This is a genomic window from Parvimonas sp. KA00067 (assembly GCF_001553085.1).
GTDB lineage: Bacteria > Bacillota > Clostridia > Tissierellales > Peptoniphilaceae > Parvimonas > Parvimonas parva.
This window is the reverse complement of sequence record NZ_KQ960137.1, coordinates 1-24927: the sequence shown is the minus strand read 5'-3', so window position 1 is coordinate 24927 and position 24927 is coordinate 1. Positions and strand designations below refer to the sequence as shown.

General features: G+C 27.0%; 20 protein-coding genes and 1 pseudogene. All 21 read left to right on the top strand.

Annotated elements, in window-relative coordinates; translation table 11 throughout:
• The first annotated feature begins 124 nt into the window (after nucleotides 1-124).
• Nucleotides 125-1171: an ABC transporter substrate-binding protein gene (locus tag HMPREF3181_RS00230; RefSeq protein ID WP_068471838.1), complete on the top strand. Its 1047-nt coding sequence runs from the start codon at nucleotides 125-127 to the stop codon at nucleotides 1169-1171.
• A gap of 36 nt (nucleotides 1172-1207) precedes the next feature.
• On the top strand, nucleotides 1208-2854 hold the full coding sequence (locus HMPREF3181_RS00225; RefSeq protein ID WP_068471836.1) for an ABC transporter permease: 1647 nt from the start codon (nucleotides 1208-1210) through the stop codon (nucleotides 2852-2854).
• Complete coding sequence (locus HMPREF3181_RS00220) at nucleotides 2826-3767, top strand: ABC transporter ATP-binding protein (RefSeq protein WP_068471834.1); 942 nt, start codon at nucleotides 2826-2828, stop codon at nucleotides 3765-3767. Before HMPREF3181_RS00225 ends, HMPREF3181_RS00220 begins: the two co-directional genes overlap by 29 nt.
• A gap of 115 nt (nucleotides 3768-3882) precedes the next feature.
• Nucleotides 3883-5298 carry an aminotransferase class I/II-fold pyridoxal phosphate-dependent enzyme gene (locus HMPREF3181_RS00215; RefSeq protein ID WP_068471832.1) on the top strand — a complete coding sequence of 472 codons (1416 nt, stop codon included), beginning with the start codon at nucleotides 3883-3885 and terminating at the stop codon, nucleotides 5296-5298.
• A gap of 13 nt (nucleotides 5299-5311) precedes the next feature.
• Nucleotides 5312-5446 (top strand): annotated as a pseudogene (gene scfA, locus HMPREF3181_RS07910) (six-cysteine ranthipeptide SCIFF); the annotation flags it as partial.
• 9 nt (nucleotides 5447-5455) lie between these two features.
• Nucleotides 5456-5590: a six-cysteine ranthipeptide SCIFF gene (scfA, locus tag HMPREF3181_RS07905; protein WP_068471962.1), complete on the top strand. Its 135-nt coding sequence runs from the start codon at nucleotides 5456-5458 to the stop codon at nucleotides 5588-5590.
• A 1-nt stretch (nucleotide 5591) separates the two neighbouring features.
• Nucleotides 5592-6956: a thioether cross-link-forming SCIFF peptide maturase gene (gene scfB, locus HMPREF3181_RS00200; protein ID WP_068471830.1), complete on the top strand. Its 1365-nt coding sequence runs from the start codon at nucleotides 5592-5594 to the stop codon at nucleotides 6954-6956.
• A gap of 121 nt (nucleotides 6957-7077) precedes the next feature.
• On the top strand, nucleotides 7078-8040 hold the full coding sequence (gene cdaA / locus HMPREF3181_RS00195; RefSeq protein WP_068471828.1) for a diadenylate cyclase CdaA: 963 nt from the start codon (nucleotides 7078-7080) through the stop codon (nucleotides 8038-8040).
• Nucleotides 8015-9259 carry a CdaR family protein gene (locus HMPREF3181_RS00190; protein ID WP_231723237.1) on the top strand — a complete coding sequence of 415 codons (1245 nt, stop codon included), beginning with the start codon at nucleotides 8015-8017 and terminating at the stop codon, nucleotides 9257-9259. The genes cdaA and HMPREF3181_RS00190 overlap by 26 nt, the downstream gene beginning before the upstream one ends.
• 61 nt (nucleotides 9260-9320) lie before the next feature.
• Nucleotides 9321-11573, top strand: a complete 2253-nt coding sequence (locus HMPREF3181_RS00185; RefSeq protein WP_068471824.1) for an ATP-dependent helicase — start codon at nucleotides 9321-9323, stop codon at nucleotides 11571-11573.
• 1 nt (nucleotide 11574) lies between these two features.
• Nucleotides 11575-13557 (top strand): NAD-dependent DNA ligase LigA, encoded by a 1983-nt coding sequence (ligA, locus tag HMPREF3181_RS00180; RefSeq protein ID WP_068471822.1) that lies wholly within the window; start codon nucleotides 11575-11577, stop codon nucleotides 13555-13557.
• Between the two features lie 85 nt (nucleotides 13558-13642).
• Nucleotides 13643-13849, top strand: a complete 207-nt coding sequence (rpmB, locus tag HMPREF3181_RS00175; protein WP_068471819.1) for a 50S ribosomal protein L28 — start codon at nucleotides 13643-13645, stop codon at nucleotides 13847-13849.
• Between the two features lie 153 nt (nucleotides 13850-14002).
• The gene (locus tag HMPREF3181_RS00170; protein WP_369817063.1) at nucleotides 14003-15244 is read left to right on the top strand and encodes a BaiN/RdsA family NAD(P)/FAD-dependent oxidoreductase; all 1242 of its coding nucleotides are present in this window, start codon (nucleotides 14003-14005) and stop codon (nucleotides 15242-15244) included.
• A gap of 2 nt (nucleotides 15245-15246) precedes the next feature.
• Nucleotides 15247-15897, top strand: a complete 651-nt coding sequence (cmk, locus tag HMPREF3181_RS00165) for a (d)CMP kinase (RefSeq protein ID WP_068471815.1) — start codon at nucleotides 15247-15249, stop codon at nucleotides 15895-15897.
• On the top strand, nucleotides 15897-16487 hold the full coding sequence (locus HMPREF3181_RS00160) for a lysophospholipid acyltransferase family protein (RefSeq protein WP_068471813.1): 591 nt from the start codon (nucleotides 15897-15899) through the stop codon (nucleotides 16485-16487). The genes cmk and HMPREF3181_RS00160 overlap by 1 nt, the downstream gene beginning before the upstream one ends.
• A complete protein-coding gene (locus HMPREF3181_RS00155) occupies nucleotides 16465-18477 on the top strand; it encodes a bifunctional 4-hydroxy-3-methylbut-2-enyl diphosphate reductase/30S ribosomal protein S1 (RefSeq protein WP_068471811.1) in 2013 nt (670 codons plus the stop codon). The genes HMPREF3181_RS00160 and HMPREF3181_RS00155 overlap by 23 nt, the downstream gene beginning before the upstream one ends.
• A gap of 103 nt (nucleotides 18478-18580) precedes the next feature.
• Entirely contained in the window at nucleotides 18581-19945 is a 1365-nt protein-coding gene (locus tag HMPREF3181_RS00150; RefSeq protein WP_068471809.1) for an MATE family efflux transporter, read from the top strand.
• Between the two features lie 70 nt (nucleotides 19946-20015).
• Nucleotides 20016-20369: an Asp23/Gls24 family envelope stress response protein gene (locus HMPREF3181_RS00145; protein WP_068471807.1), complete on the top strand. Its 354-nt coding sequence runs from the start codon at nucleotides 20016-20018 to the stop codon at nucleotides 20367-20369.
• A gap of 12 nt (nucleotides 20370-20381) precedes the next feature.
• The gene (locus tag HMPREF3181_RS00140; protein ID WP_068471804.1) at nucleotides 20382-22004 is read left to right on the top strand and encodes a DAK2 domain-containing protein; all 1623 of its coding nucleotides are present in this window, start codon (nucleotides 20382-20384) and stop codon (nucleotides 22002-22004) included.
• A 48-nt stretch (nucleotides 22005-22052) separates the two neighbouring features.
• The gene (gene recG / locus HMPREF3181_RS00135; RefSeq protein WP_068471802.1) at nucleotides 22053-24080 is read left to right on the top strand and encodes an ATP-dependent DNA helicase RecG; all 2028 of its coding nucleotides are present in this window, start codon (nucleotides 22053-22055) and stop codon (nucleotides 24078-24080) included.
• A gap of 109 nt (nucleotides 24081-24189) precedes the next feature.
• Nucleotides 24190-24768 carry a hypothetical protein gene (locus HMPREF3181_RS00130; RefSeq protein WP_231723234.1) on the top strand — a complete coding sequence of 193 codons (579 nt, stop codon included), beginning with the start codon at nucleotides 24190-24192 and terminating at the stop codon, nucleotides 24766-24768.
• Nucleotides 24769-24927 lie beyond the last annotated feature (159 nt).

The window sequence follows — 24927 nt, the reverse complement described above, 5'->3', positions numbered from 1 at the left end:
ATAATTTTATGGTATAATTATATTGTCTTTATGTGATATTAAAGATATTATAAATTTACTATATTTACATTTAAAAATTTATCTAAATTGGAATATGGTATTATTTAAAATTTAGGAGGAAAAAATGAAAAAATCAAGAGTTTTATCGCTTATGCTTGCAGGTTTAATGTTAGTTGGTTGTCAACCTAAAAAAGCAGAAGATAAGAAAGTAGAAAAGAAAGTAGAAACTACTACAAATTTTGAAGGTAAAACTTTGAACGTTGTAGCAACATCAGAAAAGTACAAAAAACTTTTTGATAAGTTCTCAGCAGAAACTAAAGCTAAGGTTGAATTCCTTTCAATGTCTAGTGGAGAAGTTATTGCAAAGATTAAAGCTGAAGGTGGAAAGCCAATGGCTGACGTTTGGTTCGGTGGTGGTATTGACGCTTTTATGAAAGCTAAGACTGACGGACTTTTAGAAATGTATAAACCACAAGGTTTTGACAAAATCAAAGAAGGTTTTAAAGATAGTGAAGGCTATTGGATTTCAAAAGGGGTTACTGTTGTAGGATTTTTAGCAAATAATAAAATTTTACAAGAAAAAGGGCTTCCAATTCCAAAAACTTGGGCTGAAATTGTAGATGCAAAATATAAAGATGAAATCATTATGGCAAATCCTGCTGTTTCCGGAACAAGTTTTGCAAATGTAAAAGGTCTTATCGATATGTATGGAGAAGAAAAGGCTTGGGATTATTTCAAAAAATTAAATGCAAATGTTAAATTCTATGGTAAAAGAGGAAAAGACCCTCAAGAAAAAACTGTTGCCGGAGAATTTGGACTTGGAATTATTCCTATTGACAAATCAGCTTTCGATGTTGCAGAAAAAAATAATTTAACTGCAATTTATCCTGAAGACGGTTTATGTTGGGTTCCTGAAGGTGTTGCAATTTTCAAAAACAGTCCAAATCTTGAAGTGGCAAAAGCATTTGAAGATTTCATTTTAAGACCTGAAAATCAACAAATGATTGCTGAACTTGACGGTAAAGATGGTGGTCAAATGGTAATTGACGGAACTAAAGGTTTTGAACTTGGTTTACCAAAAGATAAATTTATTAAAGAAGATATTACAAGCTTTGGTTCTCAAAGAGAATCAATCCTTAAAAAATGGGCAGAATTAACACAAGGGAAATAGAAACAAAGGGAGAGTGATCTCCCTTTTTGATTAATTATGAAGAGATATTTTAAATTTATAGACACATTTTTTATTTTTACTCTAGTTTTTTGTCTATTTACTTTTATTTTATTTCCTTTTTTAAGAGTTTTTTCATCTACTTTTTATAGTGGGGGAAAATTTACTTTAGAGGGATTTACATTTTTAAAGACACAGAGTAAACTTTTATACAATTCAATATTTGTTGCTTTTTTTACTACTATAATAACGACGGTAGTTTCTGTTTCTATTGGAATTTTTTGCTTTAGTATTAGAAAAAGTTTTAAGAAAATAATATCATTTATATTAATGATTACAATGATTTCTCCTCCATTTGTTTCTTCACTTGCATATATAAGATTATTTGGACGTAGGGGATTTATAACTCATGATATTTTTAAACTTTCCATTGATGCTTATGGTTCTTTTGGAATTATTTTAATGCAGAGTATAGGCTTAATTTCATTAAGTGGTCTTATGATTATATCTGCACTTAATAGCATTGATAAGGAACAGATAAATAGCGCAAGGTCGCTTGGAGCAAAGACAAATAATTTAATTTTGGATATTATTTTGCCTCAGTTATTACCTAGTATTAAGGTTGTTGCTATTTTAAGTTTTATTAGAAGTATTGCCGACTTTTCAACTCCATTAATCATAGGCGGTGCTTTTGAAACTTTAGCCTCAAAGTCGTATAATGTATTTATTTCTGACGGAAATATTGTTCAAGCCGGAGCTATGAATATAATGCTTTGTGTTCCTGTTGTACTTACTTTTATATTTTATGTAAAAAATTCAAAAATAATTTCAAATACAAATTTTGGAGCTAATACATCAGAGGTTAATATTGAAAAGAGAGGTTTCGTTTTTTCTTTTATAACTTTAACGGCAATTGTCTTTTTGATTTTATTATTTTTACAATACAGTTCAGTAATTTTATCTGCTTTTACTGATTATTCAAAGGGAAAGTTGTATTTTACATTTGAACATTTTGTAGATATAAAAGACCATATAGATAAAACTGTTTTTAGAAGTATTTATTACTCTTTAATTTCGGCATTTTTTGGTAGTTTAATTGGACTTTTGCTACAATACTATATTCATATAAGAAATGTAAAATTTTTAAAAATATTTGAATTTATAGCCACTATGCCATATATGTTACCCGGTACATTCTTTGGTATCGGATACATATTAGCTTTTAATAATTATCCAATTTATATTACAGGAACTGCTTTGATTGTAATACTAAATGTTACTTTTAAACAATTACCTTTTTCAACAAAAATATTTAATTCAAGTTTGGAAACAATAGACAAAAATCAAATTTTAAGTGCAAAAGATTTGGGGGCAAATGAATTTTTTATTTTTAAAGATGTCGTATTATCACATACCAGAAATGATTTTGTGATAAGTATGATAAATGGTTTTAATAGCACGATGACAACTGTTGGCTCTATAATTTTTATAGTTTATCCTGCACAAAAAGTTTTAACTCTTGTTATGTTTGATGTTATAAATAGTGGAAAATATAATACAGCATCTGTTTTAGCACTTTTGATAATTTTAATTTGTTTGAGCTTTAGTTTGTTGTTTATGTTAATCAATTATATTTTAGGTAAATTAGGAGATAGATATGTTCTTAGAAGTAAAAAATTTATGTAAGACTTATGGAGATAAAGAGGTTTTAAAGGATATTAACTTTTCACTTGAAGAAGGAAATATTCTTTGTATATTGGGACCTTCAGGTTGTGGAAAAACTACAATTTTAAATTCAATCGGTGGTTTTATAAAAAATGATTTTGGACAAATTATTTTAAATGGAGAAGATATAAGTCTTTTAAATCCGGAAGATAGAAATGTATCAACAGTTTTTCAATCTTATGGACTTTTTAATAATAAAAATGTTTTAGAAAATGTAGCTTATGGTTTAAAGTTTAGAAATGTAAAAAAACAAGATAGAATTAAAAAAGCTATGGAAATTTTAGAGATTGTCGGACTTAATGGATATGAAAATAGAAAAGTTTATGAGCTTTCAGGTGGACAAAGACAAAGAGTTGCACTTGCAAGAAGTTTAGTTATAAATCCAAGACTTATTTTACTTGACGAGCCTTTTTCAAATCTTGATAAAAATTTAAGAATTACTATGAGAAATGAAATAAAGAAACTTGTAAAATATTTTAAGATGACGACAATACTTGTAACTCATGATCAAGAAGATGCATTTACTATGGCTGATAGGGTAATTCTTATGAATGAAGGAAAAATAATTCAAAATTCAACAGTTACAGAACTTTATAATTCTCCTAATAGTGAATTTTCTCTTTCTTTTATTGGAAATTCAAATAAATTAGATAAAGAAAATTTTATAAGACCTGAAAAAATAAAATTTGTTGAGGACGAAACAAAAACTTCTGCAAAAATTGTAAAAAAACAATTTAGAGGTTCTTTTATTGAATATGAATTAAAGTTAAAAGATGAAAAAACTTTAAAAGTGATAGAATTAAATACAGGAAAAGAAAAAAATATTGGCGATAATGTTTTTATTGAATATAATTTACAAAAACTTTCAGATTAACTGGAAGTTTTTTTGTTGATAAAAATTATAAAAAATGATATAATTTAGCGTGTGTTAATTTAATATCAAGGAATATTAGATTACTTTAGCCTATATAAAAAGGAATGTGAAATTATTGAACAATTCTTTACTAAAAAAATTAAAAGAATATGATGAAACAAAAACTGCTTTTCATATGCCCGGACATATGAGAAATAAAGAAGTTTTTAATGATTTAAGTGAATTTATTAAAATGGATATTACTGAAATTGACGGTTTTGATGATTTACATCATCCAGAAGAAATTTTGAAAGAATCTATGGATATTGCAAAGAATCTTTGGAATACTAAAGGCTCTTTTTATCTCGTAAATGGTTCAACATCAGGTAATTTATCTGCAATTTACAGTTTAACAAAACCTAAAGATAAAATTTTAATTGCAAAAAATTGTCACAAATCAATTTACCACGCAATTGAGGTTTTTGATTTAAGCTTTGAATATATTTATCCTAAATATGATGAAAATTTGGGGATTTTTTTGAGTATTGATTCAGATGATATTGAAAAAATATTAGAAAAAAATTCTGATATTAAATTGGTAGTAATAACAAATCCGACTTATGAAGGAGTTGTATCGGATATTGAAAAAATTTCTAAAGTAGTTCATAAATATGGAGCAAAGCTAATTGTTGATGAGGCACATGGTGCAGGTTTTGGACTTAGTGATAACTTTCCAAAATCTTCAATAGATCTTGGAGCTGATATTACTGTTCAAAGTTTACATAAGACTTTGGCATCATTTACTCAAACAGCAATTTTACATATCGCAGATGAGTCTTTATATCCTAAATTAAGAAAATCACTTGAAATTTTTCAAACTTCAAGTCCGTCATATATTTTAATGTCATCGATTGATTATTGTGTTAGAATGTTGGAGAAGGATAGAAAAACTCTATTTAAAAATTGGAGAGAAAATTTAGAATATTTTTATGAAAAATGTAGAGATTTAAAAAATATTAAACTTTTATCAAATATTAATCTAAAAAATATTTTTGAATTGGACAATTCTAAAATAACTATTTTGACAAATAATACAAATATTTCAGGATATGAATTGATGAAAACTTTGAGAACTGAATATGATATTGAACTTGAAATGGCATCTTTTAATTATGCGATAGCTTATACAGGGATAGGAGTTTCAAAGAAATCTTTGGATAAATTAGCTTTTGCACTTTTTGATATAGATAAAAGTTTATATTATGAAAATTGTAAAAAGATTGCTTTAAATAATTTAAATTTAATTAGAAAATTCAGCATTAAAGAGTCAACTATATTTGATAGTGAAGAATTTGATATAGAAAATTCCGTTTCAAAAATTTCAGCAGAATATGTATGGGCATATCCACCGGGAATTCCAATTTTGACACCGGGAGAAGTTATAACAGAGGAAATTTTAAATTTATTTCAAAAGTATAGAGATGAAAATATAGATTTAAGATTTTCAAAATCAAATGATAATGATAAAATTAATATCATATATAAAAAATAAAGGAGAGAAGAAAATGTCAAGAATAAAAACATTAAAAACAAGAAATTTACATGAATCAATAGTAGAAGGTGGCTGTGGAGAATGCCAAACTTCTTGTCAAAGTGCCTCAAAGACTTCATCAGGAGTAGCAAACCAACCTTGTGAATCTGTTAGCAGAATAAAAACATTAAAGACAAGAAATTTATATGCATCAATAGTAGAAGGTGGATGCGGAGAATGTCAAACTTCTTGTCAAAGTGCCTCAAAAACGTCATCAGGAGTAGCAAATCAACCTTGCGAAAAATGTAGATAAGATGATACATCAGTACAAACTAAATGGTTATAATATAGTTCTTGATGTATATAGTGGTTCTATTCATGTTGTAGATGAAGTTGCTTATGATATTATTGAGCTTTATGAAAAAAATTCTAAAGAAGAAATTACGAAAATTATCTGTGATAGATATAATAATATTACAGCTAAAGATGTCGAAGAATGTTTAGAAGATGTTGAATATTTAAAGGAAAACAAACAATTATATACTGAAGATATTTACAAAGGGTTGAAACCGAAATTAAAGTCTAATTCTGTTGTAAAGGCACTTTGTTTACATATTGCTCATACTTGTAACTTGGCTTGTGAATATTGTTTTGCAAAGCAAGGAACATATCATGGCAAAGATGCGATGATGACTCTTGAAGTCGGTAAAAAGGCAATAGACTTTTTGATTGAGCATAGTGGAGCAAGAAAAAATTTAGAAGTAGATTTTTTTGGTGGGGAACCGCTTGTTAATTGGAGAGTTGTAAAAGAAGTTGTAAAATATGCAAGAAGTATAGAAAAAGAACATAATAAGAATTTTAGATTTACTCTTACTACAAATGGAGTTCTTATAAATGATGAAGTTATTGACTTTGCAAATAAAGAAATGCATAATGTAGTTCTTTCTCTTGACGGAAGAAAAGAAACAAATGATAGGTTTAGAGTGAATATAAAAGGAGAAGGAAGTTATAATACAATAGTTCCTAAATTTCAAAAACTTGTTGCACAAAGAGGAGATAAAGACTATTACATAAGGGGAACATTTACTCATCACAATACAGACTTTACTAACGACCTGTTTCATATGGCTGATTTAGGTTTTACAGAATTAAGTATGGAGCCTGTTGTTGCTGATGCAAGTTCTCCGTCTGCATTAACTGAAGAAGATTTACCAATTCTTTTTGAACAATACGAAATTTTAGCAAAAGAAATGTTAAAGCGTGAAAAAGAAGGTAAGCCATTTTCATTTTATAATTATACAATAAATCTTGAAACAAGTCCTTGTATTCATAAAAGAATTACCGGATGTGGTTCTGGAACGGAATATATGTCTGTAACGCCGACCGGAGAGTTGTATCCTTGTCATCAATTTGTAAATGACAAAGAAATGTGTTTAGGAAATGTCTTTGACGGAATTACAAGAGAGGATATAAGAGATACATTCGGTTCTTGCAATATTTATTCGAGAGATGATTGTCAAGATTGTTGGGCTAAACTTTATTGTGCAGGAGGTTGTCCTGCTAATGCATACCATACACATAAAGATATTACAAAAATATATGAATATGGTTGTAAGCTATTCAGAAAGAGAATGGAATGTGCAATAATGATGAATGCAGTAAGAAGTGAAGAAGAATAATTTTAAAAGAAAAGTTTTTTAACTTTTCTTTTTTTTATACTGTTAGAAAGTTGAAATTTACTCTGTATTATATTATAATTAACGTAAGGTTTTTATAAAAAAATTAGAAAGATGTGATTTTATGAATTTGGATAAATTTCTTTTTTTGTTATCAACTATAAGGATAACAGATATTTTGGATATATTTATAGTTAGTTTTGTTTTTTATAAATTGTTTTCTCTTATAAGGGGTACAAGAGCAACACAACTTATAAAAGGTATTTTATTTATTTTTATTGGAGCAAAACTTAGTGAATATTTAAAACTTTATACTATAAGTTGGATTTTAAATAATGCTGTTACTGTTGGATTTATTGCAATTTTGATTGTATTTCAACCAGAGCTTAGAAGAGTTTTAGAGCATATTGGAAATAATAAACTTTTAAAACCGGTTAATTTTGAAACTTCTAGAAGTAATATTAGAGTTTTAGATGAAATTACTAAGGCAACTTTTTCTTTAGCGGATAAAAAAATTGGGGCATTGATGGTTTTAGAAAGAAAAACCGGACTTAGAGATATTATTGAAACCGGAATTACTTTAAATTCTGAAATTTCTTATGAATTACTTATGAATATTTTTATTCCAAATACTCCTTTACATGATGGAGCAGTTGTAATAAGTAATGAGCATATTGTTGCAGCATCTTGTTTTTTACCTTTAACAGACAATAAAGAAATTTCAATGGAGCTTGGCACAAGACATAGAGCCGGTATTGGAATTTCTGAAAAATCCGATGCGATTGTTATTGTGGTTAGTGAAGAAACGGGATATGTTTCTATTTGTGAAAAATCTAAGATAAATAGAAATGTTACAAAACAATATCTATTAAATTATTTAGTTGAAAATTTTGTTGTTGAAGAAAAAAATACTAACTCTTTAAAAGAAATTTTCCAAAATTTATTTGAAAATAAAGAAATTTCAAATGATAATATGACTAAAGAAGAAATAAAGGAAGAAGTAAAGAAAGAAATAATTGAAGATATAAAAGAAGAAGTTAACGAAATTGTTGAAAATCAAGGTGATAAGATTGTTAAAAAAGATTAATGTAAAAAGTATTATAAATTTAATAAAAAAAGATTTTAAGTTGAAATTGATTTCTTTAGCTGTGGGACTTGTTATGTGGTTTGTTGTAATTGGTGGAAAAAATCCAATTGTTACAAGACAATTTAATAATATTCCGGTAACATTTAAAAATCAGTCTGTTTTAGAATCAGAAAAGTTAATAAGGATCAGTCCGGATAATCCTACTGTTGATGTTGTGATAACAGGAAATAGAAGTGATGTGTCTGCTGTAAATGCAAATGATATTGTTGCAGAAGTTGATTTGCAAAAAGTAGTAACGTCGGGTTCTCATAGACTCTCAATTAATTTTAAAGTTCCTTATAATGTTAGGCTTAAGTCATCCTCAGAAAAAGATTTACTTGTAACCTTAGATGAAGAAATTACTAAGACATATAAGGTTGAAGTTGAAACTGTCGGGCAAATAAAAAATAAAAATCAAGTTGTTGTAAAAAAAGAGCCGACAGATTCTGAAATTTTAGTTAGTGGTCCTGTTAGTTATGTTAATAAAATAAAGAAAGTTCTTTGTACGGTTGATGTTACGGATAAGGATAATGATGAAGTTGTTCAATCAAAAATTGTTCCTGTTGATGAGTTTAATCAAGAAGTTAAAAAAGTTAAGCTAAGTAAAACAGATACTAATGTTTCAATTGGTTTTAAAAACTTCAAAGAAGTTCCTATAAAATTAGTTGAAATAAACACTCCGTCTAGTAATATTAGAATTTTAAAGAAAAACGTAGTACCTAATTCAATTTATGTTGTAGGTAATTTAACAAGTTTAGAGCAAATTTCACAAATAAAAACAAAGCCTTTTGACTTATCACAAATTAAAGAGTCAGGTTCATTTAGTTTAAATTTAGAATTACCAACAGATATTGCTTTGGTTAATAATGATGTAAAGATTGTAGTTAATGTTGATGTCGATAAAAAAATTGAAAAAATACTAGAGGTAGAAACTTCAAATATTTCAATAGAAAATGATTCAGGAAAAGAAGTTCTTTTAAAGAGCTTAAGAAGTAAAGTTCAAGTTACTGTAAGTGGATATGAATCAGATTTAGCAAAACTTAAAGTAGAAGATATAAAACTTTACGTTTCTGTAAAAAAAGCTGATGTAGGTAAAAATGTCCAAATAAAAGCTAAGAATATTGAAGGTATAGAAATTGTTAAAATTTCTAATGATATTGTTCAAGCTGTTGAAAAATAAATTATTAATTAAGCAATGGTGAATCCATTGCTTTTTTATGAATTGTAAATTAGGAGTGTATATGGATTTATTAAAAGGTTTAAATAATAGACAATTAGAGGCAGTTGAACATTTTGGCTCTCCGCTATTAGTTCTTGCCGGTGCAGGTAGTGGAAAGACAAAAGTTTTGACTACAAAGATTGCTTATGCAGTTTTAGAAAAAAATGTAAGTGAATATGAAATTTTAGCAATTACTTTTACGAATAAAGCCGGAAAAGAAATGAAAGAGAGAATAGAAAATATCTTTAAAAGAGATATTTCAAATATGTGGATTGGAACTTTCCACTCAATTTGTTCTAAAATTTTAAGGTTTAATATAGAAAAGATTGGATATTCAAACAATTTTACAATTTACGATAGAGATGACCAAAAGTTAGTTTTAAAGGAAATTTTTAAACAAAATCCTACTTGGGAAAATGTGCTTGGAGAATTTAAAGGAGCAGTTATTGGTCTTATAAGTGATGCTAAGGGAAAGAATGTTAAACCTAATGAGTTTTCAAAATATTTTTCTTTTGGAAATAATACTGATGTAATAGAAAAGATTTATAAAAAATACGAAGAAATTTTAGTTAAGAATAATGCTTTGGACTTTGACGATTTGATTTTTAAAACGATTGAACTATTGAAAAGTTGTCCTGAAGTTTTAGAATATTATTCAGAGAAGTTTAAATATATCTATGTTGATGAGTATCAAGATACAAATGATGCACAATATGAAATAATAAAACTTTTAGCATCAAAATATAAAAATGTTTGTGCTGTTGGAGATATTGACCAATCAATCTATGGCTGGAGAGGAGCTAATATTTCAAATATTTTAAATTTTGAAAATGACTTTGAAAACTCAAAAATTATTTTATTAGAAGAAAATTATCGTTCAACTCAAAAGATTTTGGACTGTGCAAATGAGCTTATAAAAAATAATGTGAATAGAAAAGAAAAAAATCTTTGGACTAAAAAAGAGGGTGGAGATGAGATAATTTACAAGAGTTATCAAAATGAAAATTATGAAGCGATAGAAGTTGCACAAAATATTTCAAAGCTAATTATGGACGGATATGATTTTTCTGAAATAGCAGTTTTGTATCGTGCAAATTTCCAATCCTTTGCTATTGAAAATGCTTTAAGGAAAAATTCAATACCATATAGAATGGTTGGAGGACTTAAGTTCTATGATAGAAAAGAAATAAAAGATATTTTAGCTTATTTAAAACTTATCGCAAATCCAAAGGACGATAATGCTTTTAGAAGAATTATAAATTATCCTAAAAGGGCTATTGGAAATGTTAGTTTACAAAAATTGGAAGAATTTTGTTATGCAGAGAGAATTAGTCTTTTTGACGGACTTTTTAGGAATGAATTTTTAGACTCTATCAGTAAAAAATTAAGAGATAGTTTTGAAAGTTTTAGAGATATGATTTTTGGATTCATAACTTGTGTTGAAGATACAGATGTTGAAATTTTAACTAAAGAACTTTTAAATTCTATTGAGTTTGTAAATTATTTAAGAGAAAATGAAAAGAAAGAGTTTGAAAAGAAAAGTGAAAATATAAATTTATTTTTAGAAGAAATTTCTAATAATTATAAAAATGTGAAATTGTTGGAATATCTTGAAACAAATAGTCTTTTATCAGATATTGATAAGGCAGAAGAAGATGATGGAGTGGTTACACTCACGACAATTCACTCTGCAAAGGGTCTTGAATATAAAGTTGTATTTATAATTGGAATGAATGAAGGAATTTTTCCAAGTGAAAGGTCTATTAAAGAAAGAGATGACGGACTTGAAGAAGAAAGACGACTTTTCTATGTTGCTATTACCAGAGCAAAAGAAAAACTTTATATTTCTTCAACAAAGAGTATGACTATGTATGGTAAATTAAATCTTTATAGAACTTCCAGTTTTGTAGATGAGATAATTAATTTTGTTGATGATAAGAGTATTAATGTTGAATTTAGTTTTGATGATGAAAGAGTTTCTACTTCTAAAATTAGAAATGATGCTTATGGTGATTATTCAAGAACTTATGTTTCAAATGCCGATATTGGAAGAACAAAACTTGATAAACCACTTAATCAATATGCTAAAAATAAAGAAAATGTGGCTAAAGATATTTACAAAGTTGGCGAAAAGATTAAGCATGAAAAATATGGTGTTGGAACAGTTATAAAATGTGAAAAAGCAGGCACAAAGGTTATGCTTATGGTTGCTTTTGACGGAGAAGGAATTAAATTATTTGACTTGAAAAAGGATAAACGTATAAAGAGGGTTTAATATGGATAATATGAAAGAAATTGTAGAAAAATTAAATCTCTGGGCTTATCAATATTATACATTAGATGAGCCGATTGTTAGTGATGCCGAGTATGATAAACTTTATGATGAACTTTTGAAATTAGAAAAAGAAACGGGAATAATTTTGCCTAACTCTCCAACACAAAGAGTTGGGGGAGAAGTTTTAGAAAAGTTTGAAAAACATACACATTTAAAAGAGCTTTACAGTTTACAAAAAGCACAAAGTTTTGGAGAACTTGAAGATTTTCATAATAGATGTGTGAAACTTTTAAATGAATATAATTCAATAAACAACACAAATAAAACTTTAGAATACTATGTTGAATTTAAGTTTGACGGGTTAACTATAAACTTGACTTATGATAATGGAATATTAATTTCTGCATCAACTAGAGGAAATGGCGTTTATGGAGAAGAAGTTTTTGAACAAGTTAAAACAATAAAAAGTATTCCTCTTGAAATCGAATATAAGGGATTGGTTGAAATTCAAGGAGAGGCTATTATGCCACTTTCCGCTCTTGAAAAATATAACGAAACTGCTGAAGTTCCATTAAAAAACGCAAGAAATGCTGCAGCTGGAGCTATAAGAAATCTTGACCCTAGAAAAACTGCAAAGAGAAATTTAGATGCTTTTATTTATAATGTTGGGTTTAAATCAGATGAACAGTTTAAAACTCAAGAAGAGATGATAGCATTTTTAAAAGAAAATAAATTCAAAGTTAATGAATACGAAAAAAAATGTTTGAATATAAATGAAATTATTGAAAAAATAAATGAGATAGACGTTTTAAGAAAAAAAGTTGACTACCTAACAGACGGAGTTGTAATTAAGGTAAATGACTTTGAACTTAGGGAATACTTTGGATATACAAACAAATTTCCAAGATTTGCAATAGCATATAAATTTGAGGCAGAAGAATATAGCACAATTTTAAAAGAAGTTGTTTGGAATGTTGGAAGAACTGGTAAAGTTACACCGACTGCTATTTTGGAACCTGTTGAAATTGGAGATGTTACAGTTCAAAGGGCAACGCTAAATAATTATGATGATATTTTAAGAAAAAAAGTTAAAATAAATTCAAGAGTGCTTATAAGACGTTCAAATGATGTTATTCCGGAAATTTTAGGAACAATGGATGAAGATAATGCAAATGAAATAGAAATTAAAATGCCAACACATTGTCCATTTTGTAATAGTGAATTAATTAGAGATGGAGTGCATTTCTTCTGTACAAATACTCTTGCTTGTACTCCGCAATTAACCTCTGCACTTGTTCACTTTGCAAGTAAAAATGCAATGAATATTGAAGGTTTAAGCGAAAAAACTATTGATGCTCTTTTTGAAAAGTTGGGAGTAGATACAGTTTATAAAATTTATGATTTGAAATTTGATGAACTTATGACTTTGGATAAATTTAAAGATAAAAAAGCAAATAATTTATTGGATTCCATAGCAAAAAGTAAAAAAGTAAATTTAGAAAACTTTATATATGCACTTGGAATTGCAAATGTAGGGGTTAAAACTGCAAAAGATTTAGCAAAAAAATATAAAAAATTAGATAATTTAAGGAATGCAACCGTTGAAGAGCTTTTAGAAATCAATGATATTGGAGATGTTGTTGCCAATTCTATTTTTGAATTTTTTAATGATGAATATAGTAAAGATGCTTTAGATAAATTACTTTCCAAAGGAATAGAAGTGATTCCTTATGAAGAAGTAGTGCAAAGTGAATTTACAGATAAAAAAATTGTAATAACAGGAACTTTTGAAAAATATAAAAGAAAAGATTTAGAAGATATTTTTTCACAAAATGGACTTGTAGTACAATCAGCAGTAGCAAAATCTACTGATTTTTTAGTCGTTGGAGAAAAAGCAGGTTCAAAATTAAAAAAGGCTCAAGAACTTGGTATTGAAATAATAACAGAAGATGTTCTTGAAAGTTTTTTAGAAAAGATAAGATAAAAAAATAACTTAAAGACTTGCAAAAGTGCAAGCTGTATGGTATAATACTACTGTTAAATATGAGTATGTAAAAGGAGGTAAGGAAATGTCAAAAAGATGTGCAATTTGCGATAAATCAAAATTATTTGGAAATAAAGTAACTTTCTCAAATAGAAAAAGTAGTAGATCATGGGGCGCTAACATTAGAAAAGTTAGAGTTGTTGTTGACGGTTCTGTTAAAAGAATTAATGTTTGTACTACTTGTTTAAAGAGTGGTTTTGTTGAAAGACCTTCATTTACTTCAGCTGAATAATAATATTTTGAATTTTATAGGAAGATTTGTCTTCCTATTTTTTTATACAAAAATTTCACACAATAATACGAAAAATATTCTTACATATTATTTATTAAAAAAATTTGACTAAATTAAAAAAATATTTTATACTAATAAGAGTTAAATTATTAGATTCGAGGTAGTGATTTTATAAAAATAGCAGTTATTGGTGCAGGTGCATCAGGTATTATGAGTGCAATTTTTTCTAAAAATGAAAATACTGAAGTGTTTTTGTTTGATGGTAATGAAAAGATTGGTAAAAAAATTTATATTTCCGGTAAAGGTAGATGCAATATTACAAATTCAAAGGAAATTTATGAATTTTTTGATGAGATAAATAGAAATAAAAATTTTTTGTATAGCAGTTTATATTCATATACTAATGAAGATATTTTAAAGTTTTTTAATGAAAATGGATTGAAAACTAAAGTTGAAAGAGGTGGTCGTGTATTTCCACTTTCTGATAAGTCCAGTGATGTTATAAAAACTTTAGAAAATGTTTTGAATATTAAGGGTGTAAAAACTATTTTAAATACTGAAATTAAAGATGTTAAATTAGTTGAAGATAAATTTGAATTGGTATGTAATAAAGATTATGGACTTTTTGATAAAGTTATTTTTGCAACAGGTGGGAAGTCATATCCTTTTACAGGCTCAAGAGGTAGGGGACATGAAATTCTAAAAAATTTAGGGCATACTATTACAGATTTAAAGTCCGGTCTTGTTGGGATTGATGTAAAAGAAAAAATAAGAAAATATTCAGGGGTTAGTTTAAAATTTGTCGATTTTAAAATATATAACTCAAATAGAAAACTTATTAATTCTGAATTCGGAGAAATGCTTTTTACTCATACAGGTTTTAGTGGTCCAATAGTTTTAAAATCCAGTAAATATTTTGATAATTCAAAGGATTTTATTGTTTCTATTGATTTAAAGCCAAAACTTGATGTGCATACTTTGGACCTTAGGTTGCTTAGAGAATTTGACGAAAATAAAAATAAAAATTTAAAAAATGTTCTTTCAAATGTTTTAATAAATTCTATGGTTGAGTTAGTTTTAGAAAAGTCCGAAGTTGATGGAGAGCTTTCTGTAAATCAACTAAAAAAAGAAGATAGAAAAAAACTTGTAGAAACAATCAAAAATTTAGAATTTAACTTTAAAAGTTTGCGACCATTAAGTGAGGCGATTATTACTATTGGGGGAGTTTCAGTTAAAGAAGTCAATTCTTCGACAATGGAAAGCAAGCTAATAAAAAATTTATATATTGTAGGGGAACTTCTTGATGTTGATGCAAATACTGGTGGTTATAATTTAACCATTGCATTTTCAACCGGACATTTAGCCGGAGTTTCTTGTATAGAAAAAGGAGAGTAATTATGGATTATATTATAGCGATAGATGGACCTTCTGGAGTTGGAAAGAGTACGATTGCTAAAAAACTTTCTAAAATTTTAAAGATAAATTATATAGATACAGGTGCAATGTATAGAGCAATAGCATTTAAACTTATTTCTAATGATATTCCTTTGGATAATCACGAAAAGATAAAGGAAATTCTTAAAAGTACAGAATTTACTTATAAGGCTAATTGTCTATATATGGACGGTAAAAAACTTGGAAAAGAAATAAGAACTGATGAAATTTCAAAAGGGGCCTCTTTAGTTTCCAGTTATGATTATGTTAGAGAAATTTTAGTTTCTATACAAAGACAGATAGGAATGGAAGAAAGTTGTGTACTTGATGGTAGAGATGTTGGAACTGTTATTTTTCCAAAGGCAGATTTTAAATTTTATTTAACAGCATCTTCAAGAGAACGTGCAAAGAGAAGATTTTTGCAAAGTGAAAGAAAAAAAGGACTTTCTTTAGAACAAGTTAGAGAAAGTATTGAAAAAAGAGATTATGATGATATGAATAGAGAGGCATCTCCGTTAAGAAAAGCGAAAGACGCTATTGAAATTGATTCAACAGATAAATCTCTTAAAGAAACAATTTTGGAATTTTTATCTCATATAAGAGGCGAAATATAATGTATAGATTTTTAGTTGCAATAGTTTCTGTTCTTGTAAAAATAATTTATAGAGTCAAAGTCAATGGAATTGAAAATTTCAAAGATGATAAACCTATAATAATCAGCGCAAATCACACTCATATTTTTGACCCTGTTATTTTAGCGATGTTGACTAAAAGACAAATATTTTTTCTATCAAAGAAAGAAATTTTTGAAAAAAAATTATCTGCAAAGTTTTTTACAAAATTAGGAGTTATTCCTATAGATAGAGAAAATACAGATTTAAAGGCTATAAAATCTTGTTTTAGGGTTATTAGAAATGGAGATTTGCTTGGAATTTTTCCGGAAGGAACCAGAGTTAAGACTATTGATATAAATAATATGAAAAAAGGTGTGGCACTTATTGCTTTAAAAAATAAAGTAAATATTCTACCTATTCATATTGAGGCTAGTTACAAGATTTTTTCTAAAATAACTGTTGATGTTTATCCTATGATTGAAACTAATAATTTTGAAAATATGGAAGATTCGGAGGCTATTGATAAATTAACAGAAGAGTTATTCTATAAAATTTATCAAGGAAGAGATGGAAATATATGTAGCAGATAATGCAGGTTTTTGTTTCGGAGTAAAAAGAGCTGTTAAATTAGCCGAAAAGACTTTGAATGAAAATCAAAAAGAAACGGTGTATTCGTATGGAGAGTTAATTCACAATCCTCAAGTTGTCGAAAAATTTAATCGAAAAGGACTTAAAGTAATAGACAATTTTGAAAAAGAAAAGCAAGGAACGATTGTTTTACGTTCTCATGGAATACATCCAAGTATAAAGAAAAAAATGACGGAGCTTGGACATAAACATATTGATTGTACTTGTCCGGTTTTGTTGAATATATATCGAAAAATTGAAAAAAAAGTAAAAGAAGGTTATGAAATTATAATTATAGGGGATAAAAATCATCCTGAGATTAAAGCTATGGTTGGCTATTGTGGTGATAAATTTTGTGTAATAAATACAAAAGAAGAGGCAGAAATGATAAAAAATAAAAAAAATTTATATATTATTTCACAAACAACCAATTTAGTAGAGAAATTTTTTCAATTTTCTGGTATAATAAAAGATAGAAATGAAAATGTTATAATTGAAAATACAATTTGTGATGCAACTTCTAAAAGACAAAATTCTTGTGAAGAGATTTCTAAAAGAGTTGATTGTATGATAGTTATTGGGGGATACAGTAGCTCAAATACAAATAAACTTTATGATGTAGCTAAAAAGCATTGTAAAAACGTATATAGGATTGAAACATTTTTAGATTTACCATTGAAAGATATGGTAAAATATAAGAAAATAGGATTAACCGCCGGCGCTTCAACTCCGGATTGGTTAATAGAGGAGGTAGTTGAAGGTATGGAAATTTTAAGCAAGGATGAATTTATGGAACAAATAGAAGGGAGTATTAAGAGAATTTATCCAAGAGAAGTAGTTAAAGGAACTATAATCTATGTTACTGAAACAGAAGTTATGGTAAATATTGGTTATAGAAGTGATGGTATTATTAAACTTGATGAGTTATCTACTGACATTACTAAAAGACCTAAGGATTTATTCCATGAAGGGCAAGAAATTGATGTTTATGTAATTAAACTTGATGATGGAGAAGGTAATGTTGTTTTATCAGCTAAGAGAGTAGAATCATTAAAAGATTGGCAAAATCTTGTTGAAAAATTCAACAATAAAGAGTTAGTAGAAGCTGAAGTTGTAAAAGAAGTTAAAGGAGGCCTATTAGCTACTGTTGATGGTATTAATGCTTTTATCCCAGCAAGTCATATTACAACTAACTTCGTAAAAGATTTTACACCATATATTGGTACAAAAATGGAATGTGCTATAATTAATCTTGATGAAAGAAAGAAAAAAGTTGTTCTTTCAAGAAGAGAAATTGAAGAAAAAGAATTAAATGAAAAATTAGATTTAGCTTGGAGTAAATTAGAAGTTGGCGATGTGTTAAAAGGAACTGTAAGAAAATTAACTGACTTTGGTGCATTTGTAAACTTAGGTGATGTTGATGGCTTAATCCATGTTTCAGATATTTCTTGGAATAGAATTAAAAAACCTTCTGATATTTTATCAGTAGGTGATGAAGTAGAAGTTACTATTTTAAAACTTAACAGAGAAAGAAATAGAATCTCTTTAGGTTTAAAACAATTAACAAAGAAACCATTCGAATTATTCTTAGAAAATAATAAAGTTGGTGATGTTGTTACTGGTACTGTAATCAATCTTGTTGATTTTGGTGCATTTGTAAAATTAAAAGAAAATGTTGAAGGTTTAGTTCACATTTCTCAAATTTCTCATGATCATATTGAAAAAGCATCTGATGTTTTAAATATTGGGGAAGAAGTAGAAGTTAAAATCATCAATATTGATGAAGAAAACCAAAAAATTTCTTTATCAATCAAAGAACTTCTTGAAAAACCAGTTGTAGAAACTGTTGAAGAAGAAAAAGAAGAAGTTGAAGAAGAAAAAGAAGAAGAAACAAAATTTGAAAATCAAGAGTTAGATAATTCAATCGGTGCTTTACTTGATATAGAATTATAATTCTAATTAAAAATTTTAAAGCTGTTGAAAATTTTCAACAGCTTTTTTATATTTTCGTTGCAATACTCTTTATAAGGGTATATAATTAAAACGGAGTGATTATATGAATATAAAATTTTTAAATAAAAGCTCACAAGAGCGACGTAATATGATTTTAAGTGAAAAAGTTTTAAAAACAATGATTATTTTAACAATACCTATGTTTATGATGGGAATTGTTCAGGCTTTAATTCCAATTACAGACGGATTGTTTTTAAATAATAACTCCGGTTATATAATTGCAGGAGCGATAGGATTTTCTCAATCGGTAATTGGTATTTTAAATGCTTTTTCACAAGGACTTAGTGTTGCAGCATCAGCGATTATAGGACAACTTTATGGAAAGGGAGATATAGAGAAAACTAAACATAGTGCAGTACAAATTTTAGTTTTATCTTTTGTAATTGGGTTATTGTTATCTCCTTTATGTGTTATTTTATCTTATATAATTTCAAGAGGTGTAAGTAGTGATCTTTCGGTTCATGTTTTTCAATATCTTGGGTTATATTCTTTTGTTTTACCATTTTTATTTATGGCTTCAATTTTTAATTCAATAAAAAATGGAACAGGACATCCTGAGGCACCTTTTTTAAGAATGATAATTTTATTAATTTTAAAAATTATATTTAATACATTATTTTTATCAATTTTGAATTTAGGAGTTATTGGAGCAGTATCTGCATCATTTATGTCTTACTTTTTAATAGGTATTTGGATGTACTATGATTTATTTATAAAAAAATCGGATTTTAAGCTTTCTTTAAAAGGATTTAGGTTTGATTTTGAATTTATTAAAAAGACTATGGCTTTGGCAATTCCTAGTATTTTATCCTATATTTTAGTTTATATCGGATTCTTTTTAATAAATAAAGAAGTTGTTAAGTATGGTTCTATTGCCCTTAACGCCTCAACGATTGCGTCAAATATAAATTCAATTTATTTTGTTTTGCCAACAAGTATAGGAACAACTGTTACGACTATGGTTAGTATGAATATTGGTAATGGAAATACAAAAAATGCTAAAAAAGTTTTTTATTATGGAATTTTACTATCTTTGCTTATAGTTTTTTCAATTATAATTATTTTTACACCTTTAAATCCATATATTGTTGAAATGTTCCAAAAAAATTCTGAAATTACTAAGATAACAAATAAAGCGCTTACAATTTATATGTATTCGGTAATAGGCTTTGGTATATTTACAGTTGAACAGGGAGTTTTTATTGGACTTGGAAGAACAAAAATGCCATTATTAACCGGAATAATGAGAGTGTGGTTACTTAGATATATTTTTATAATTTTTACAGAAAAATATTTAGGAGTTTATTCAATTTTTTGGGGAAATTTATTTTCAAATTGCATGGCAGCGTTCATATTCTTTTTCTTTGTTTTAAAAGTGAAATGGAAGTCTGCAATTAAAGATTTGTAAAAAAAGTTGATTTTTTTGTTAAAATTTGATATAGTAATTTATATATTTATATATAATTAGGAGGTATTTTATGGAATTTAATAATGAATTAGGTAAAGTTTCTATTAATCCAGTTGTGGTTAAAACAATCGTAGCTAATGTATTAAGAGAAAGTTATGGTGTTAGCGGATTGGCTAATGTTTCTCCTAAAGATGGAATTTATCAACTTTTAGGTTGGGATAATTCTAGCAAAGGTGTTCATGTTGCACTTAAAGATAATAATATTTTTATAGATTTACATATTGTCGTTCAATATGGAATTAAAATTTCAACAGTTTGTGAGAATGTAATAGAAAATGTAAAATACAATGTTGAAAACTTAACTGGTTTAAAAGTTAAATCAGTTAATGTTAATGTGCAAGGAATAAAAGTAGAAGGTAATTAGGAGGAAGTTTTTATGATAAATAGTGAACAGTTACAAATGGCATTTGTAAGAGCTCGTAATTATCTTGAAACAAATAAAGAGATAGTTAATAGCCTAAATGTATTTCCGGTTCCAGATGGAGATACAGGTACAAATATGTCTTTGACTATTAAATCAGCAATTAAAAATTTAGAAAATTCAAAAGTTAATACTTGTGCAGATGTTACTAAGGCTATTAGTGACGGTGCATTAATGGGGGCAAGAGGAAATTCAGGTGTAATTTTATCTCAAATTTTAAGAGGTTTTCACTTGGGAAGTAAAGAAAGTGTTACTCTTGATGTTGAAACATTAAAAAATTGTTTTGTAAATGCTTATAAAGTTGCATATAAATCAGTTATAAAACCAACTGAAGGAACAATTCTTACTGTTATTAGAGAAATGGGAGAGTTTGCTGAGGCTAATTATGCAAATTTTGATGATGAAATTGAATTCTGTAAAGAAATTTTAAAAGAAGGTTTTAGGAGTTTGGAAAAAACTCCAGAAATTTTACCTATTTTAAAGGAAGCAGAAGTAGTGGACGCAGGTGGACGTGGTTTAATGTATCTTTTAGAAGGTGCATTAGGAGATGAAATTGTTGAAATAAAAAATAATTATGAATTTAATAAACCTGCAAGAATTGAACATTTAGCTGCGCAACAAGATGAGGACATTAAATTTGGATATTGTACTGAATTTATGGTTACAAGTAATTCAGAAGAATATGGAATTTTAAGAGATAAGCTTTCAGGTATTGGAGATTCTTTAATTGTCGTTAAGGGCGACAATATTATAAAAGTTCATGTTCATACAAATCACCCTGGACAAGCTATTGAATGGGCATTAGAGTTTGGACCATTACATGATTTAAAAATTGACAATATGAGAAGACAACATAATCATTTACACCATACAGACAAGGAAGTTGCAGAGGCAAAACGTTCTGAAAAAGTTAAAGAAAATAAAAAATATGGTTTTATTTCAATTTCAACAGGAGAAGGTATTGATGAAATCTTCAAGAGTATGGGAGTTGATGAAATAATCACAGGTGGACAAACAATGAATCCGTCAACTGAAGATATTTTAAAAGCAGTTGAAAAGATTAATGCAGATGATATTTTTGTTTTCCCAAATAATAGTAATATTATTCTTGTTTCAGAGCAAGCTGCAAAAATTTCAGAAAAAAGACTTCATGTTATAAAGACAAAACAAATTCCACAAGCATTTAGTTCATTATTTAATTTTGATGAGTCTTTATCTGTTGAAGAAAATATGGAAGTTATGACTGAGGCAATTTCAAATGTTAAAGTTGGACAAATAACTTATGCTCTTAGAGATACTGAAATTGATGGAGTTAAGATTAAAAAAGATGATTTAATGGGATTAAATGAAGGTAAGATTACTATTTCTGAAAAGAAAATAGAAGATACTTTCAAAAAACTTGTTGATGAGCTTATCGATGAAGATTCATCTATAATCAGTATTTATTATGGAGAAGATGTTAAAGAAAAAGATGCTGAAAAGTTGGCAAAACTTGTTGAAGAAAAATATGAAGATATAGAAGTTGAATTAGTTTATGGTGGACAACCATTGTACTATTATTTAATTTCAGTTGAATAAAAATAAAAATTTAAAAAGTCCGTAAGGACTTTTTTTGTAAGGAAAGTTATGCAATTAAAAGATATAAAGGGAATAGGAGAGAAAAAATTAGCTCTTTTAAATAAACTTGGAATTTTTAATGTAAATAATTTGTTGGAATATTATCCTTATTCGTATATTGATATGACTAGATTTAAAAAGATTTCTGAGATTACAGAAGAGGGAAACTATTCATATCGACTTAAAATTATTTCTTTAATGGAAAATAGAAAAAAGAGAAATATTAAAGTTACAAAGTTTTTAGCGATGGATGAAGAAATGAATTATTGTACGATAGTTTATTTTAATAATAATTTTATTTCGAAAAATTTAAAAATAAATAATGTATATGAAATGTACGGTAGAGCAAAATTACTTGGTAAAAATGTAGAAATTCAAGCTCCGACAATGCAAAATAAAGCTAATATTGTTGGAAGTGTTATTCCACAATATCATCTTTGTAAGGGTATTTCCAATTTAGATATTGTAAAAATTATAAAAAATTTATTAAAAAGTAAATCTTATTTTAAAGAAAAATTACCTGAAAATATTTTAAAAGAATTAAATTTAGAAAGTTATGATAATGCAATTAGGAATATACATTTTCCAAAAGATAATCAAAGTTTTTTAAAAGCTAAAAAAAGACTTTCTTTTGATGAAATTTTTTATTTTCAACTAGCTATGAAAAAACTAAAAAGAAATAAAGTCAATGCAATTAATTTTGCAATAAAAAAAGAAACTTTTGAATTTATCAATTCATTAAAATTTAAACTTACAAAATCACAAAATAAAGTTTTAGATGATATTTTTAGAGATATGTCAAGTGATAAACAGATGAATAGATTAATTCAAGGAGATGTTGGTTGTGGGAAGACAATAGTATCATTCATTGCTATGTTTAATGTTGTAAAAAATGGATTTCAATCAGTTTTAATGGCTCCAACTGAAATTTTAGCAAGGCAACATTTTGAAAATGCTAAGGAACTTTTTGAAAAATATAATATAAAATTTGAATTACTTGTCGGAAGTTTGAAAGAAAGTGAAAAAAAGAAAATTTATGAAAAAGTTGAAAGTGGGGAAGTTGATATTGTAATAGGAACTCATGCAGTATTTCAAGAAAAAGTTATTTACAATAATTTAGGACTTGTAATTACAGATGAGCAACATAGATTTGGAGTTAAACAAAGACTTTTACTTTCTAAAAAATCTCAAAACCCTGATATTTTAGTAATGAGTGCAACGCCTATTCCAAGAACTGTTGGACTTGTTATGTTTTGTGATTTGGATATCTCGACAATAGATGAATTACCAAGTGGACGTGGAAAGATTAACACCTACTTTGTAAATGAAAGTTATGAACAAAGATATATTAATTTTATAAAAAAACATATTGAAGAAGGTCGTCAAGTATATATAGTTTGTCCACTTGTTGATGAAAGTGATACAATGGAATTGCAATCGGTTATAAACTTGTATGAAAGACTGAAACAAAAATACTTTCAAAATATAGAAATTGAATTTATTCATGGAAAAATGAAACCTGTGGATAAAGATGAAATTATGAAAAATTTTGAAAGCGGAAAGATAAAAGTTTTGGTAGCCACAACTGTAATTGAGGTTGGTATAAATGTTCCAAATGCAAATATAATGGTAATTTATAATGCAGAAAGATTTGGACTTAGTCAATTACACCAACTTAGAGGAAGAATCGGACGTGGAAGTTATGAAAGTTTTTGTATCTTAGTGAGTAATAAAAGAAGTGAAAACTTGAAAAAACGAATGGAAATTATGTGTTCATCAACAGACGGATTTTACATTTCTGAGCAGGATTTTTTACTTAGAGGATATGGTGATATTCTAGGATATCGACAATCAGGAGAAGCCAGATTTAAAATTTTAAATATCCAAAAAGATTATGAACTTTTAAAACTAGCTATAAAGTATGTTGATGAAATTTTAAAAGATGACTTTGAATTTGAAAAGGAAGAAAATAAAATTTTAAGAGAAAATGTAAATGAATTTATCGAAAACTTAAATAACAATATTATTATGAATTAGACAAATGTTTTATTTGTCTTTTTTTAACGCTTTTTTATAATATTTATTATTGATTTCAGTTTTACTAGGTGATATAATAAAGAAAATTATATGTGGAGGTTAGATAATAATGAAAAAATTTTTTAAAATTTTAAGTTTTTGTTTGTGTACTTTGTTTATTTTTTCATCTTGTAAAAGTTCTTCTAATGTTGGAGTTGAAAAATTAAAAAATAAAGTGTTTTCAGCAAACGATAATGGAAGTATTGTATTTCCCATGGATAAAGTTAATATAAAGTATCCGGATTATTGTTGGAACAAATATTCCGGAGTTATAGTTGATAAAAATGGAAAAGTTTTTAAAAAACCAAGTAAAGATGAGGCTTTTTTTGAAGCTTTTAATCCAAAGATAGAAGTTAAAAATGGTAAAAAATATATAAATGCAGATAGTAAGTTTTATCCTAATGATAGATTTGAACTGAAAGATGAATTTACAATTTTAGATACTCTTTTAGGAATAGAATATGTTGATATTGTAAATAAATATGGAATAGAATACGATAACAATGAGTATTTAACTGAATACAAAGAAGCAAAACAATTAGCTAAAAATTATAAAGAAATAGTTAAAGACATAGAAGATAGTAAGAATGAATTTTCTTCAAAAATTAAAGATGAAATAGAACGTGAAATGGAAATAGATAGAGATTAAAATATTTTATAAAAAGATTGGAATGATATTTCAATCTTTTTTTGTTGCATTTAAAAACTTGCTTTAAATATTGAAAAATTTTTGAAAAAATGGTAAACTCAAAGTAAAAATTTAAAGGAGATAAACTTTATGGATTTAGAATTTAAAAGAGTAGTTATT

Excerpts from the sequence above, each read along its gene's own strand:
- HMPREF3181_RS00230 (WP_068471838.1), top strand. The coding sequence starts at position 125 with ATGAAAAAATCAAGAGTTTTATCGCTTATGCTTGCAGGTTTAATGTTA.
- HMPREF3181_RS00225 (WP_068471836.1), top strand. The coding sequence starts at position 1,208 with ATGAAGAGATATTTTAAATTTATAGACACATTTTTTATTTTTACTCTA.
- HMPREF3181_RS00220 (WP_068471834.1), top strand. The coding sequence starts at position 2,826 with ATGTTCTTAGAAGTAAAAAATTTATGTAAGACTTATGGAGATAAAGAG.
- scfB (WP_068471830.1), top strand. The coding sequence starts at position 5,592 with ATGATACATCAGTACAAACTAAATGGTTATAATATAGTTCTTGATGTA.
- cdaA (WP_068471828.1), top strand. The coding sequence starts at position 7,078 with ATGAATTTGGATAAATTTCTTTTTTTGTTATCAACTATAAGGATAACA.
- HMPREF3181_RS00185 (WP_068471824.1), top strand. The coding sequence starts at position 9,321 with ATGGATTTATTAAAAGGTTTAAATAATAGACAATTAGAGGCAGTTGAA.
- ligA (WP_068471822.1), top strand. The coding sequence starts at position 11,575 with ATGGATAATATGAAAGAAATTGTAGAAAAATTAAATCTCTGGGCTTAT.
- rpmB (WP_068471819.1), top strand. The coding sequence starts at position 13,643 with ATGTCAAAAAGATGTGCAATTTGCGATAAATCAAAATTATTTGGAAAT.
- cmk (WP_068471815.1), top strand. The coding sequence starts at position 15,247 with ATGGATTATATTATAGCGATAGATGGACCTTCTGGAGTTGGAAAGAGT.
- HMPREF3181_RS00160 (WP_068471813.1), top strand. The coding sequence starts at position 15,897 with ATGTATAGATTTTTAGTTGCAATAGTTTCTGTTCTTGTAAAAATAATT.
- HMPREF3181_RS00155 (WP_068471811.1), top strand. The coding sequence starts at position 16,465 with ATGGAAATATATGTAGCAGATAATGCAGGTTTTTGTTTCGGAGTAAAA.
- HMPREF3181_RS00150 (WP_068471809.1), top strand. The coding sequence starts at position 18,581 with ATGAATATAAAATTTTTAAATAAAAGCTCACAAGAGCGACGTAATATG.
- HMPREF3181_RS00145 (WP_068471807.1), top strand. The coding sequence starts at position 20,016 with ATGGAATTTAATAATGAATTAGGTAAAGTTTCTATTAATCCAGTTGTG.
- HMPREF3181_RS00140 (WP_068471804.1), top strand. The coding sequence starts at position 20,382 with ATGATAAATAGTGAACAGTTACAAATGGCATTTGTAAGAGCTCGTAAT.
- recG (WP_068471802.1), top strand. The coding sequence starts at position 22,053 with ATGCAATTAAAAGATATAAAGGGAATAGGAGAGAAAAAATTAGCTCTT.
- HMPREF3181_RS00130 (WP_231723234.1), top strand. The coding sequence starts at position 24,190 with ATGAAAAAATTTTTTAAAATTTTAAGTTTTTGTTTGTGTACTTTGTTT.